The sequence below is a fragment of the Pseudomonas hunanensis genome, assembly GCF_013393325.1.
In the GTDB taxonomy this organism is placed as follows: domain Bacteria; phylum Pseudomonadota; class Gammaproteobacteria; order Pseudomonadales; family Pseudomonadaceae; genus Aquipseudomonas; species Aquipseudomonas putida_P.
In genome coordinates this window covers 16,975-31,139 of sequence record NZ_QJRC01000102.1, presented here as the reverse complement: position 1 = coordinate 31,139, position 14,165 = coordinate 16,975, and the positions used below count along the sequence as shown (strand labels likewise).

Below are 14,165 nucleotides of genomic sequence, written 5' to 3'. Positions count from 1 at the left end.
GGTCGGCTTTTTCGTAGGCCCGTTCTGGGTCATTTCTTCTGCTTCGGCACCCGCACCAGTTGGCTTTCCGAGTAGATGTCATGCCAACCGCGCTTGCGCTTGTCGATCAGCACCCAGAAAAAACCCAGCCCCAGGCACAGCCATGAGGCGATCGATACCACAAAGCGCAACAGCGCCTGCCACAGGCTGATGGCCGAGCCATCGGCGTTCTGCACCCGCACACCCCACACCTGCATGCCCAGGGTCTGCCCACCGTGGGTCCAGAACTTGGCAAAGAAGCCGAACAGGGCGAACAGCAACACCGTTGACAGCAGAGGGTCGCCATCCAGTGCGCCGGCCTCGGTCAGCTCGCGCATACGCGCCTCGCCGATAATCGACATCTGGATCATCTTGTAGGCACCAGCGGTTACGATCAGCAGTGCCGTACACAGCAGAAAGTCATAGAACATCGCCGCCAGGCGCCGGCCCAGGCCGACCGGCGGAAAATCACCCTGGGGTGTGAGCAGAGGCTTGGACATGCAGGACGGCTCCAGAAGACGAAGCCGCTATTCTACGGGCAAAAAAAAGCCCCTGCACTTGGCAGGGGCTTTTGGGTGTCTGGTATTCGCTTATGCGACGACCTGAACCTGGTCAGCCTGCAGGCCTTTCTGGCCCTGGACGGCTACGAAGGTAACCTTCTGGCCTTCTTTCAGGCTTTTGAAACCGTTGCCTTCGATAGCACGGAAGTGCACGAACAGATCAGCACCGCTTTCTGGGGTGATGAAACCGTAACCTTTCTCGTCGTTAAACCACTTGACGGTACCGTTCTGACGCTCAGCCATTGTCTTATTTCCTATGAAGCTTGAATTTTGATGACAGTTACTTTCGCACTTGTTTGTAAGCGAAAGATTACTGGGCTGGGTTGCAGGAAAGTAAGAGACGTCGAACGGGTTGTAGCAAATCTCGGCTACTGGCCCAGGTCACGAACTGTTGCGACCCATGCAAACACAGTGCAGTGACTCTACGCCAACTCCCGAGCGAAAAACAAGCCCTTGGTCGTATGGAAAAATGACCGTCTGCCGATAACCGACCGCTTTGTCGGAAACGGCGTGGCGCCTGGCCTGGCGCCATGTTCAAAAGTTATTGGGAAGGTTCGAAAACGAATATGTCGAACCTGCCCGCAACCTTCACAGAACCGTTTCAACCACGGTAGTAACGTTGTGCCACGAAAGGCATTTTGCTGACTTTCAAGGCAACCTTCTTGCCGCGTACTACGGCAAACAGGGGGGTGTCGAGTGCAGCATGTTCACTCTCGATATAACCCATTGCAACAGGGGCGCCGAGTGTCGGGCCAAAGCCACCGCTGCACACTTTACCTACCGGTTTATCGTTTGCATCGACAATGTCCGCCCCTTCACGTACTGGGGTACGTTCTTGTGGCAACAGCCCGACACGTTTGCGCGCCACTCCCTCGCGCTGGTGGGCGAAGATTGCCTCGGCGCCAGGGAACCCTGCAGCACGCGCACCCTCGGCACGGCGCACTTTGGAAATCGCCCACAGCAGACTGGCTTCGATCGGAGTGGTCTCGGTATTCATGTCATGGCCATACAGGCACAGGCCGGCTTCCAGGCGCAGCGAGTCGCGCGCGCCCAGGCCGATAGGTTGTACTTCCGGCTCGGCCAGCAGGCGGCGGGCCAAAGCTTCGGCGCCTTGGACCGGTACCGAAATCTCGTAGCCGTCTTCGCCGGTGTAGCCCGAGCGGCTGACGAAGCAGTCTTCACCCAGCAGTTTCACCGGGCGGAACTGCATGAAGGTCATGCCGGCCACTTCCGGGGCCAGGCGCTCAAGCACCTTGACCGCTGCCGGCCCTTGCAGGGCGAGCAGGGCACGCTGCTCGAACAATGGCTGCACCTCGCAACGGCCGCCGATGTGCGTTTGCAGGTGGGCCAGGTCCTGGTCCTTGCAAGCGGCGTTCACCACCAGGAACAGGGTGTCGTCGCCCAGGTTGGCCACCATCAGGTCGTCAAGGATACCGCCTTGTTCATTGGTGAACATGGCATAGCGTTGCATGCCCACCGGCAGGTCGATGATGTCCACTGGCACCAGGCTTTCCAAGGCCTTGGCGGCATCGGCGCCGCGCAGGATGATCTGGCCCATGTGCGAGACATCGAACAGGCCGGCCTGCTCGCGGGTGTGCAGGTGTTCCTTGAGCACGCCCAGCGGGTACTGCACTGGCATGTCGTAGCCGGCGAACGGCACCATGCGCGCCCCCAATTCCAGGTGCAGGGCATGCAGTGGGGTCTTGAGCAGTGTTTCGGACATCGGTGACTCCTTGCTGTTGTTGTCGGGTCAACATTCGATGATGTTGACGGCCAGGCCGCCTCGGGCGGTCTCTTTGTATTTGCTTTTCATGTCGGCGCCAGTCTGGCGCATGGTGCGGATGACCTTGTCGAGGGACACGAAGTGCTGGCCGTCCCCGCGCAAGGCCATGCGCACCGCGTTGATGGCTTTCACCGAACCCATGGCATTGCGTTCGATGCAGGGCACCTGCACGAGGCCTCCGATCGGGTCGCAGGTCAGGCCCAGGTTGTGTTCCATGCCGATTTCGGCGGCGTTCTCCACCTGCTGCACGCTGCCGCCCATCACTTCGCACAACGCCCCGGCGGCCATCGAACAGGCGACACCGACTTCTCCCTGGCAGCCCACTTCGGCGCCGGAGATGGAGGCGTTTTCCTTGTACAGGATGCCGATGGCCGCAGCGGTGAGCAGAAAGCGCACCACCCCGTCCTCGCTGGCACCCGGCACGAAACGCATGTAGTAGTGCAGTACCGCCGGGACGATGCCCGCCGCACCGTTGGTGGGGGCGGTAACCACACGCCCGCCATAGGCGTTTTCCTCGTTCACCGCCAAAGCGTAGAGATTGACCCAGTCAAGCACCGACAGGGCGTCACGCAGGCTGGCCTCCGGGTGGCGGCTCAGTTGGCGGTACAGGGCTGGTGCCCGGCGTTTTACCTTGAGCCCTCCTGGCAAGATACCTTCGTGCTGGCAACCGGCTTCGACGCAATCCTGCATCACCTGCCAGATGCGCAGCAGCCCGGCGCGGGTTTCTGCCTCTGGGCGCCAGGCGGCCTCGTTGGCCAACATCACTTGGCTGACTGACAGTTGCATTGCAGAGCAATGGCCTAGCAGTTCCTTGGCCGTCTTGAAGGGGTAGGCCAGCACGGTGCTGTCCTCGACGATGCGGTCATGGCCGGCGGCGTCCTCATCCACCACGAAACCGCCGCCCACCGAGTAGTACTCGCGGCTGCGGATTTGCAGGCCGGCCTCGTCGAACGCGCGGAAGATCATGCCATTGGGGTGGTAGTCCAGCGGCTTGCGGATCATCGCAAGGTGCTGCTTTTCGATGAACGCAATGCTGTGCTCGCCCAGCAGGTTGATGCGGCCGCTGTCGCGGATGGCCTGCAGCCGAGCCGGGATGCTGTCGGTGTCGATAATGTCTGGGTGTTCGCCTTCAAGGCCCAGCAGCACGGCCTTGTCACTGCCATGGCCCTTGCCGGTGGCGCCCAGTGAGCCATACAGCTCGGCCCTGACGCTGGCGGTGCTGGCAAGCAGGCCGTCACGGCGCAGCCCTTCGGCAAAGCGCGCAGCGGCACGCATCGGGCCGACTGTGTGTGAACTGGAGGGGCCGATGCCGATCTTGAACAGGTCGAAGACACTCAATGACATGGTGACCTCCTGCCAGGGTTTCAGGACGGACGGTGAACCCTGTGGGAGCGGGTTTACCCGCGAATGCGGCGGTAAAGCCACCATCGCATTCGCGGGTAAACCCGCTCCCACAGAGGCCCACACCTCAACTCAGGGAACGGGCCCGAAAGCTATCAGGCGTCCTGATAGCTCTCGATCGACGGGCAGGCGCATACCAGGTTACGGTCGCCGAACACGTTGTCGACCCGGCCGACTGGCGGCCAGTATTTGCCTTCCACCAGGCTCGGCAGCGGGTACACCGCCTGTTCGCGGCTGTAGCCATGGGCCCATTCGCCAACCAGCTCGGCCGCCGTGTGCGGGGCGTTTTTCAGCGGGTTGTCGTCCTTGTCCAGGCTACCGTTCTCGACCGCGCGAATTTCTTCGCGGATCTGGATCATCGCGTTGCAGAAACGGTCGAGTTCTTCCTTGGACTCGCTTTCGGTCGGTTCGATCATCAGCGTGCCTGCCACCGGGAAGGACATGGTCGGGGCATGGAAGCCGAAGTCGATCAGGCGCTTGGCCACGTCGTCGACGCTGATGCCGCTGGTGTCCTTCAGCGGGCGCAGGTCGAGGATGCACTCGTGAGCCACCAGGCCATTACCGCCGGTATACAGAACAGGATAGTGCTCTTCCAGGCGGCGGGCGATGTAGTTGGCATTGAGGATCGCCATCTGCGAGGCACGCTTGAGGCCGGCACCGCCCATCATGCGGATGTACATCCAGGTGATCGGCAGGATGCTGGCGCTGCCGAACGGTGCGGCGCACACCGCACCTTCGGTGTTTTCCAGTTTCGCGTGACCAGGCAGGAACGGCGCCAGGTGCGACTTGACGCCAATCGGGCCGACGCCCGGGCCGCCGCCACCGTGCGGGATGCAGAAGGTCTTGTGCAGGTTCAGGTGGGAAACGTCGCCACCGAACTTGCCAGGGGCGCACAGGCCGACCATGGCGTTCATGTTGGCGCCGTCGATATACACCTGGCCACCGTTGTCGTGAATGATTGCGCAGATTTCGCCGATCGCTTCCTCGAACACACCGTGGGTCGACGGGTAGGTGATCATGATCGCGGCCAGGCGCTCGCGGTGTTCGATGGCCTTGGCGCGCAGGTCCTCGACATCGACGTTGCCGCGGGCGTCACAAGCGGTGACTACGACGCGCATGCCCGCCATGTGTGCGGTGGCCGGGTTGGTGCCGTGGGCCGACGATGGGATCAGGCAGATGTCGCGGTGGCTTTCGCCGCGGCTGCGGTGATAGGCGCGGATGGCCAACAGGCCTGCGTATTCGCCCTGCGAGCCGGCGTTGGGCTGCAGCGATACTGCGTCATAACCGGTGGCGGCACACAGCATGGCCTCCAGTTCGGTGGTCATCTGCAGGTAGCCTTGGCTCTGCTCGGCCGGGGCGAACGGGTGCAGGTTGCCGAACTCGGCCCAGGTGACCGGGATCATTTCGCTGGCGGCGTTCAGCTTCATGGTGCACGAGCCCAGCGGGATCATGCTGCGGTCCAGCGCCAGGTCCTTGTCGGCCAGGCGGCGCAGGTAGCGCATCAACTCGGTTTCGCTGTGGTAGCGGTTGAACACGGGGTGTTCGAGGATGGCCGACTGGCGCAGCAGGGCGGTGGGCAGCAGCGAACCGGTGCTGGCGGCCAGGGCGACGAAGTCAGGTTGTGCCTGGTCACCAGCGAACAGCTGCCACAGCGACTCGACGTCAGCCTGGCTGCTGGTTTCGTCCAGCGACAGGCCCAGGTGGGCGGCGTCGATCTGGCGCAGGTTGATGCCCTGGGCGCGTGCCTTGTCATGCAAGCTGGTGGTGGCGGTACCGGTGGCCAGGGTCAGGGTGTCAAAGGCGCTGGTGCCCACTACCGGTACGCCCAGGGCCTTCAGGCCGGCGGCCAGGATCGCGGTCAGCGCATGGGTACGCTCGGCAATGCGCTTGAGGCCGGCCGGGCCGTGGTACACGGCAAACATGCTGGCGATGTTGGCCAGCAGTACCTGTGCGGTGCAGATGTTGCTGGTGGCCTTTTCGCGGCGGATGTGCTGCTCGCGGGTTTGCATGGCCAGGCGCAGGGCGGTTTTGCCGAAGCGGTCGATCGATACGCCGACCAGGCGGCCCGGCATGTCGCGCTTGAACGCGTCGCGGGTGGCGAAGTAGGCCGCGTGCGGGCCACCGAAGCCCAGGGGTACGCCAAAACGCTGGGCGCTGCCGATGGCCACGTCGGCGTCGAACTCGCCCGGAGGGGTCAGCAGCGTCAGCGCCAGCAGGTCGGCAGCGACGGCGACCAAGGCGTTGGCGGCGTGGAAGCGCTGTACCACTTCACGGTAGTCGAACACTTCACCGTTGCTGGCTGGGTACTGCAGCAGGGCGCCGAAGAAGGCGCTGACATCGCCCAGTTCGCGCTCGTCGCCGACCACGACCTCGATACCCAGCGGCTCGGCGCGGGTGCGCAGCACGTCCAGGGTTTGCGGGTGGCAGTGCACGGAGGCGAAGAAGGTGTGGCTGGCCTTGTTCTTCGACAGGCGCTTGCAGAAGGTCATGGCCTCTGCGGCGGCAGTGGCTTCGTCGAGCAGCGAGGCATTGGCGATCGGCAGGCCGGTCAGGTCGCTGATCAAGGTCTGGAAGTTCAGCAGCGCTTCCAGGCGGCCCTGGGAAATTTCTGGCTGGTACGGGGTGTAGGCGGTGTACCAGGCTGGGTTTTCCAGTAGGTTGCGCAGGATCGGCGCCGGAGTGTGGGTGTTGTAGTAGCCCTGGCCGATGTAACTTTTGAACAGCTGGTTCTTGCCGGCGATGGCCTTGAGCGCGGCGAGCGCGTCGGCTTCGCTCTGGCCGTCGTGCGAGCCAAGCACGCTGGTGCCCTTGATGCTGTCAGGGATGACTGCGGCAGTCATGGCGTCCAGCGAGTCGAAGCCCAGGGCGGCGAGCATGGCCTGTTCGTCAACGGCGCGCGGGCCGATGTGGCGGGCGATGAATTCGTTGGCGGTGCCGAGGTTGATGGTCATGGCGGAATTCCTCAGGCGTCGTCGTTGGCTTTGATCAGGCGGTCGTAGGCATCCTGGTCGAGCAGTGCGCTGACTTCGCTCATGTCGGCCGGGTTGAAGCGGAAGAACCAGCCTTCGCCCATCGGGTCTTCGTTGACCAGCTCTGGGCTGTTTTCCAGCTGGTCGTTGACCGCGACCACTTCGCCGCTCAGCGGCATGTACACGCCGCTGGCGGCCTTTACCGATTCAACGGTGGACGCTTCGCTGCCTTTCTCGTACTGCTGCAACTCGGGCAGTTGCACGAAAACCACATCGCCAAGGGCGTTCTGGGCGTAGGCGGTGATGCCCACGGTGACGCTGCCATCGGCTTCGACGCGCAGCCATTCGTGATCTTCAGTGAAACGCAACTCGCTCATGGGGAATCCTCGGGAAGCAGGGCGTTGGGCGCGGTGGCTCCGCGCTCTTGGGTTGCGATTCCCTAAGCAATATCGCGGCCAATCACAAAAAATCGTTATAAATCATATGCTTATATTGTTTCTGCAATGCGTTTGACATTTTTGTGGAACGATAACGCTACAGTTGGCGAGGGGAGAGAAAGGGTTTTGTGATCAAACCCTTGTGCAGACGCATCTGAATGGTTGTGTATCGATTTCAATCCGGCGTACTGAAATCGATACAGTCTTGAGAGCCGGGTTCATCCTCCGATAAGGAGGAGCAATGCCAGGTACAACTTGATCACGACGACATTGATGATGTCGATGAAGAACGCGCCCACCATCGGTACCACCAGAAAGGCAATCTGGGAGGCGCCGTAGCGCTGGGTCACCGCCTGCATGTTGGCGATGGCCGTCGGCGTCGCACCCAAGCCGAAGCCGCAGTGCCCTGCGGCCAGGACTGCCGCATCGTAGTTGCGCCCCATCACCCTGAAGGTCACGAAGATCGCGAATAGCGCCATGACCAGTGTCTGCACGGCCAACAAGATGAAGAAAGGTAAGGCCAGGGCTGCCAGGTCCCACAATTTGAGCGACATCAAGGCAATGGCCAGGAACAGGGACAAACTCACGTTGCCCATTACTGACACTTCCCGCTCGAATACACGGTAAAAGCCGATTGCTGAAAGCCCGTTGCGCAACACTACCCCCACGAAGAGTACGCAGACGAAGGTCGGTAGTTCAAATGTTGTGCCTTTCAATGCGCTATTAAGTAGTGTGCCGGCCAGCAAGCTGACGGCAATAAGTGCGAGGGTCTCGATAAATGTAAATGGCGTAATCAGGCGCTCTTTATGCGGGTGTTCGAAACCCTTTGGTAACTGCGGAACTTCTTCTTCGATACCGGGTGCCTTGACGCGCTTGATCAACATCCTGGCGACGGGACCACCAATCAAACCGCCCAGCACCAGGCCGAAGGTGGCAGAGGCCATTGCCAGTTCGGATGCCGAAGCCAGGCCAAATCTCTCGGTGAAGGTTGCGCCCCAGGCAGCGCCTGTACCGTGGCCCCCCGACAAACTGATCGAACCGGTCAGCAAGCCCATCAGTGGATCGAGCCCCAATGCTGTTGCCAGGCCGATGCCCATGGCGTTCTGAACCAGCAGCAAGCCTGTGACCACCAGCAAAAACACCGCCACCACGCGCCCGCCCTTTTTCAGGCTGGCGAAGTCTGCACTCAAGCCGATGGTGGCGAAGAATGCCAACATCAACGGCGTTTGCAGCGAGGTATCAAACTGGACGTGTACATCGAAACTGCGCAAGGCCAAGAGTGACAAGGCAACGACCAGGCCGCCTGCAACAGGCTCCGGGATATTGTAAGTACGCAGGAAACCAATTCGTGCGACCAAACTACGCCCCAGTAGCAATACTAAAGAGGCGGCTACAAGTGTCCCGTAAAAATCGAGTTCAATCATCAGGGTACTCTTCGTTCAGGGTGACAAGCGAAATTACAACGTCACCATTCTACGGCGAGCACTCCCGTCAATTGCGGCTGCGCGGTTAGGAAAAGTCTGAACCATCCGCCAGTTTTGACGATAACTATCAGGGTTTGCCGGGTATTCCATATTTGCGCAAGCGCTGGGCGATGGCGGTATGCGAAGTTTGCAAGCGCCCGGCCAGTTGCCGCGTCGATGGGTAACTGGCATACAGGCGCTGCAACAGTTCGCGTTCGAAATCTCCCACGGCCTGTTCCAGGCTGGCCACTTCACCCTCTTGCCCGCGTGCCACCGAGGTCCCCGCAATGTCCAGGTCGCCGATGTCCACCAGGTTGCTCTCGCAGATGGCCGCCGCGCGGAAAATCACGTTCTGCAACTGACGCACATTGCCCGGCCAAGGGTTGGCCAGCAGTGCCGAATGGGTGGCCGGAGTCAGCCGGCAGGCTGGGCGCTGGATCTGCGTGCAAGCCTGCTGCATGAAGAAGTGCGCCAGCATCAGGATGTCCTGGCCACGGTCGCGCAGTGGCGGCACCTGCAGGTTGAGCACGTTCAGGCGGTAGAACAGGTCTTCGCGGAAGCTACCTTCGGCAACCATGCGCTCCAGGTCGCGGTGGGTGGCGCTGATGATGCGCACATCCACCTTCACCTCGCGGTCACCGCCCACCCGGCGGAAGCTGCCGTCGCTGAGAAAGCGCAGCAGCTTGGCCTGCAGGTACGGTGACATTTCGCCAATTTCATCAAGGAACACCGTGCCCTGATTGGCCAACTCCATCAGCCCGGGCTTGCCACCGCGTTGCGCGCCGGTGAAGGCGCCGGGGGCGTAACCGAACAACTCGCTCTCGGCCAGGCTCTCGGGCAGCGCGGCGCAATTCAGTGCCAGGAACGGTGCCGCATGGCGGCTGCTGATGGCATGGCAGGCGCGGGCGACCAGCTCTTTACCCGTGCCGGTTTCACCATGTACCAGCAGTGGCGCATCAAGCGCTGCCACGCGGAGGGCGCGGGCCTTCAGGGTGCGTATGACCGGCGACTCGCCAAGCAAGGCATCGAAGCCTTCGGCGTGGTCGTGGTGCAGGGCCGACAGGCGTTCGCCCATGCGCGAAGGTGGGTACAGCGTCAGCAGGCCACCGGCGTTGGTGATCGGCATGGCGTCCAGCAGCAGGCTCTGGCCGTTCAACTGCATTTCGCGCATGGGCAGGTGGAAGTTGTTGTCCAGCAGGGCCTGCAGCAGTGCAGGGTCGCCAAACAGTTCATCCACCGAGCGCCCGGCGGATTCACGGCCGCACAGTTCGATCAGCGCCGGGTTGGCCAGCAACACCAGGCCTGCGCTGTCCACCGCCAGCACCGGGTCGCTCATGGCCGCTAGCAGGGCATCGAGTTGCAGGTGGCGACGCTGGCCGGGGAGGATGTCGACCACGTCCACCGACTGCACGCCGTGTACTTCGAACAGCGCGTCATGCAGTTCTTCGAGCACGGCGGGGCTGAGGGTGGGGGCGTCGATGTAGACGTTCGGCGGGACCATCTCCACGGCGTCCAGGTTGAGGTTGCGGGCACCGAGCAGGGCGAGGACTTCCTGGGTGATGCCGACGCGGTCGATGAAGCTGACGTGGATGCGCATGGGGAGGCGAAAGGTGGTGGCCGGGGAGGGCGGTAGTATGCCTTAACATCGCCGGGGCCGCTTTGCGGCCCTATCGCGACACTAGGCCACTCCCACAACGTTTACGCATTCAGTTGTGGGAGCGGCCTTGGGCTGCAAAGCAGCCGAAAAATGCTGAAATCACTCGAGATGTTCAGGTTTGATCGGGTCGCCCGATTTCACATCGAGCTTTTCGCGGATGTCCGCGAACATATAGTCATAGAGCTTGTGTGGCGAACTCAGGGTCTCGAACTTCTTTGGCGGCGCCAGGTACGACTGGGCCTTGCGGGTCAGCAGCATGAGGAAACTGGGCAGTACCTGGTCCTTGGGGAGGAAGAACTTTTCTTCCACCGGTTTGCCTTCGATGCTGCCATGCATGTGGAATTGAATGCCTCTGCCTTCCCTGGGGTCCGACACGGCCTCGTACTCGATGTTCAGGTCGTAGCTGTGGTCGGCATTGTTCAGCGCAGTGCGCTCGATGTGTACATGACCGGGGTGGTACTGGGCCATGGTTAGCTCCTTTGGAAGGTCGAAAATGGCGGGCCCCGTGAGCCCGCCGACTGCATTCAACGGTAGCTGATCCCAGGCTTCTCGGTAGAAACCCGAGTGCCGGCGGTGCCCTTGACGATGTCCTCGATGTTTTCCAGCGAGCTGATCACGGCGACCTTGCCGGTATTGCGGGCGAAATCACTGGCTGCTTGAACCTTCGGCCCCATGGAGCCGGCAGCGAAGCCCAAGCGTTCGAGTTCGTCCGGGTGGGCCTGGGCAATGGCTTTCTGCGTTGGCTTGCCCCAGTCAATGTAGGCTGCATCGACGTCGGTGGCGATTATCAGAAGGTCGGCTTCCAATTGTTCGGCCAGCAGCGCCGAGCACAGGTCTTTGTCGATCACCGCCTCGATGCCTTTGAGCTTGCGGTTTTCATCGTACATGGTGGGGATGCCGCCACCGCCGGCGCAAATCACGATACTGCTCTTTTCCAGCAGCCACTTGATCGGGCGAATTTCGAAGATGCGCTTGGGTTTCGGGCTGGCCACCACGCGGCGGTACTTGTCGCCGTCGGCCTTGACTACCCAGCCCTTTTCCTTGGCCAGGCGCTCGGCTTCTTCCTTGCTGTAGACCGGGCCGATGAACTTGGTCGGGTCCTTGAACGCTGGGTCGTTGGCGTCCACTTCCACCTGAGTCAGCAAGGTGGCGAACGGCACCTCGAAGGCCAGCAGGTTGCCCAGTTCCTGTTCGATCATGTAGCCGATCATGCCTTCGGTTTCGGCACCCAGCACGTCCAGTGGGTAGGCTTCGTCCGGCTTGTAGGAAAGGGCCTGCAGCGACAGCAGGCCGACTTGCGGGCCGTTGCCGTGGGCGATGACCAGCTCGTTACCGGGGTGAATCTTGGCGATCTGTTCGGTGGCGGTGCGGATATTGGCGCGCTGGTTGTCAGCGGTCATGGGCTCGCCGCGACGCAGCAGGGCGTTGCCGCCCAATGCAACAACGATACGCATGGGGAATGTCCTTTGCATTTGCAGAAGAGGGGTACACCTCGCCCCCCACAAGGAGGGCGAGGTACGCCGTCAGAGGTCAGCCAGGGTCGAAACCAGGATAGCCTTGATCGTGTGCATGCGGTTTTCCGCCTGCTCGAAGGCGATGCAGGCGGGTGACTCGAACACGTCGTCGGTCACTTCGATACCGTTGGCCAGGTCTGGGTACTGTTCGGCGATCTGCTTGCCGACCTTGGTTTCGGAGTTGTGGAACGCCGGCAGGCAGTGCATGAACTTGGTCCGTGGGTTGCCGGTGGACTTCATCAGTTCGGCATTCACCTGATAAGGCTTGAGCTGCTTGATGCGCTCACCCCAGGCCTCGATCGGCTCACCCATCGATACCCACACGTCGGTATGCACGAAGTCCACACCCTTGACCGCGGCTTTCGGATCTTCGGTGAGGGTGATGCGCGCGCCGCTTTCTTCAGCGTACTTCTTGCAGCGTTCGACCAGGTCGTCGTGTGGCCACAGCGCCTTGGGCGCGGCGATGCGCACATCCATGCCAAGCTTGGCGCCAATCAACAGCAGCGAGTTGCCCATGTTGTTGCGGGCGTCGCCCAGGTAGGCGTAGCTGATGTCGTGTAGCGGCTTGTCGCTGTGTTCGCGCATGGTCAGCACGTCGGCGATCATCTGCGTCGGGTGATATTCGTCGGTCAGGCCGTTGAACACCGGTACGCCGGCGAACTTGGCCAGCTCCTCGACGATTTCCTGCTTGAAGCCACGGTATTCGATGGCGTCGTACATGCGCCCGAGCACACGGGCAGTGTCCTTCATGCTCTCCTTGTGACCGATCTGCGAAGAGTTGGGGTCGATATAGGTAACGTTGGCGCCCTGGTCATAGGCGGCCACTTCGAACGCGCAGCGGGTACGGGTGGAGGTTTTTTCGAAGATCAGGGCAATGTTGTTGCCCTTCAGGTGCTGCTGTTCGGTGCCGGTGTACTTGGCGCGCTTGAGGTCGCGGGACAGGTCCAGCAGGTAGCGCAACTCGCGCGTGGTGTGGTGTTCCAGGCTGAGCAGGTTGCGGTTGTGAATGTTGAACGCCATGACAGTTTCTCCTTGAGTCCGGTGATGTCCCGGCCGCCACTTTGTGGGTGCGGCCGGGCGTAATGGTCGTTAGTAGTCGATCGGGTCGCGCACAATCGGGCAGGTCATGCAGTGGCCGCCGCCCCGGCCCCGGCCCAGTTCGCCGGCGCTGATGGTGATGACCTCGATGCCGGCCTTGCGCAGCAGGGTGTTGGTGTAGGTGTTGCGGTCGTAGCCGATGACCACGCCGGGCTCGATGGCCACCACGTTGTTGCCGTCATCCCACTGTTCGCGCTCGGCGGCGAAGCTGTTGCCGCCTGTTTCGACCACGCGCAGGCCACCCTTGAGGCCAAGCTGCTCGCCGACCACTTCGATGAACGACTTGTTGATACGGCGCACATCCATGCCGTAAGGCTTGCTTTCGTCCGGGCGGATGATGAATGGCACGATCTCTTTCACCACTTCCGGGAAGACCGTGACCAGGTCGCGGTCGCAGAAGCTGAACACGGTGTCCAGGTGCATGGCGGCGCGGGACTTCGGCAGGCCGGCAACGATCACTTCCTTGACGGCGCCCTTGGCGAACAGGTTCTGCGCCAGTTGGCCAATGGCCTGGCGCGAGGTGCGCTCGCCCATGCCGATGAGCACGATGCCATTGCCGATCGGCATCACGTCACCGCCTTCGAGGGTGGCATTGCCGTGGTCCTTGTCCGGGTCGCCGTACCACACCTGGAAGTCAGCGCCGGTGAATTCCTTGTGGAACTTGTAGATGGCGGTGGTCAGCAGGGTTTCCTGGCGGCGCGCCGGCCAGTACATCGGGTTCAGCGTGACGCCGCCGTAGATCCAGCAGGTGGTGTCGCGGGTGAATTGGGTATTGGGCAGTGGCGGCAGGATGAAGCTGGAGTGGCCCAGGTAGTCGTTGTACATCTTGACCACATCGGCGCCTTCGCTCTGTGGCAGGTCCTGGCCCGCCACACCACCGATCAGGAATTCGGCCAAGTGACGCGGCTCAAGGCCTTCGAGCCAGCTGCGCACTTCGTTGGTCAGCCCCACGCCGACGGTGTCGGGGGTGATCTTGCGGTCGAGGATCCACTTCAGGGCCTCTTTGTTCTGCACGATGTCGGTCAGCAGGTTGTGCATTTCCAGCACATCCACGCCACGCTCGCGCATCTTGGTGACGAAGTCGAAATGGTCACGCTTGGCCTGGTCGACCCAGATCACATCGTCGAACAGCAGTTCGTCGCAGTTGCTCGGCGTCAGGCGCTTGTGCGCCAAGCCCGGGGCGCAAACCATCACTTTGCGCAGTTTGCCGGCTTCGGAGTGGACACCGTACTTCTGTTTTTCAGCGGACATGGTTTCATTCCTCC

Annotated in this window: 12 protein-coding genes; all 12 read right to left on the bottom strand. The window is 61.7% G+C overall.

The annotated features are described in order from the left end of the window. Window positions 1–29: 29 nt before the first annotated feature. Entirely contained in the window at window positions 30–518 is a 489-nt protein-coding gene (locus DM807_RS26440) for an RDD family protein (RefSeq protein WP_003255094.1), read from the bottom strand. A 90-nt stretch (window positions 519–608) separates the two neighbouring features. Next, entirely contained in the window at window positions 609–821 is a 213-nt protein-coding gene (locus DM807_RS26435) for a cold-shock protein (protein WP_012270684.1), read from the bottom strand. Between the two features lie 358 nt (window positions 822–1,179). Next, a complete protein-coding gene (gene gcvT, locus DM807_RS26430; RefSeq protein WP_012270685.1) occupies window positions 1,180–2,301 on the bottom strand; it encodes a glycine cleavage system aminomethyltransferase GcvT in 1,122 nt (373 codons plus the stop codon). Between the two features lie 27 nt (window positions 2,302–2,328). Beyond that, window positions 2,329–3,705, bottom strand: a complete 1,377-nt coding sequence (locus tag DM807_RS26425; RefSeq protein ID WP_012270686.1) for an L-serine ammonia-lyase — start codon at window positions 3,703–3,705, stop codon at window positions 2,329–2,331. Between the two features lie 152 nt (window positions 3,706–3,857). Further along, entirely contained in the window at window positions 3,858–6,713 is a 2,856-nt protein-coding gene (gene gcvP, locus DM807_RS26420) for an aminomethyl-transferring glycine dehydrogenase (protein WP_012270687.1), read from the bottom strand. An 11-nt stretch (window positions 6,714–6,724) separates the two neighbouring features. Beyond that, a complete protein-coding gene (gene gcvH / locus DM807_RS26415) occupies window positions 6,725–7,108 on the bottom strand; it encodes a glycine cleavage system protein GcvH (protein ID WP_012270688.1) in 384 nt (127 codons plus the stop codon). A gap of 278 nt (window positions 7,109–7,386) precedes the next feature. Next, entirely contained in the window at window positions 7,387–8,592 is a 1,206-nt protein-coding gene (gene gltS / locus DM807_RS26410; protein ID WP_012270689.1) for a sodium/glutamate symporter, read from the bottom strand. Between the two features lie 127 nt (window positions 8,593–8,719). Continuing rightward, entirely contained in the window at window positions 8,720–10,228 is a 1,509-nt protein-coding gene (locus tag DM807_RS26405) for a sigma-54-dependent transcriptional regulator (RefSeq protein WP_012270690.1), read from the bottom strand. A 159-nt stretch (window positions 10,229–10,387) separates the two neighbouring features. Continuing rightward, window positions 10,388–10,756: a DUF5064 family protein gene (locus tag DM807_RS26400; protein ID WP_012270691.1), complete on the bottom strand. Its 369-nt coding sequence runs from the start codon at window positions 10,754–10,756 to the stop codon at window positions 10,388–10,390. Between the two features lie 56 nt (window positions 10,757–10,812). After that, window positions 10,813–11,742 (bottom strand): carbamate kinase, encoded by a 930-nt coding sequence (arcC, locus tag DM807_RS26395; RefSeq protein ID WP_012270692.1) that lies wholly within the window; start codon window positions 11,740–11,742, stop codon window positions 10,813–10,815. Between the two features lie 69 nt (window positions 11,743–11,811). Next, the gene (locus DM807_RS26390) at window positions 11,812–12,822 is read right to left on the bottom strand and encodes an ornithine carbamoyltransferase (RefSeq protein WP_012270693.1); all 1,011 of its coding nucleotides are present in this window, start codon (window positions 12,820–12,822) and stop codon (window positions 11,812–11,814) included. Window positions 12,823–12,891: 69 nt separating this feature from the next. Then, window positions 12,892–14,151, bottom strand: coding sequence for an arginine deiminase (gene arcA, locus DM807_RS26385; RefSeq protein WP_179028156.1), 1,260 nt, complete (start codon window positions 14,149–14,151; stop codon window positions 12,892–12,894). Between the last annotated feature and the right edge of the window lie 14 nt (window positions 14,152–14,165).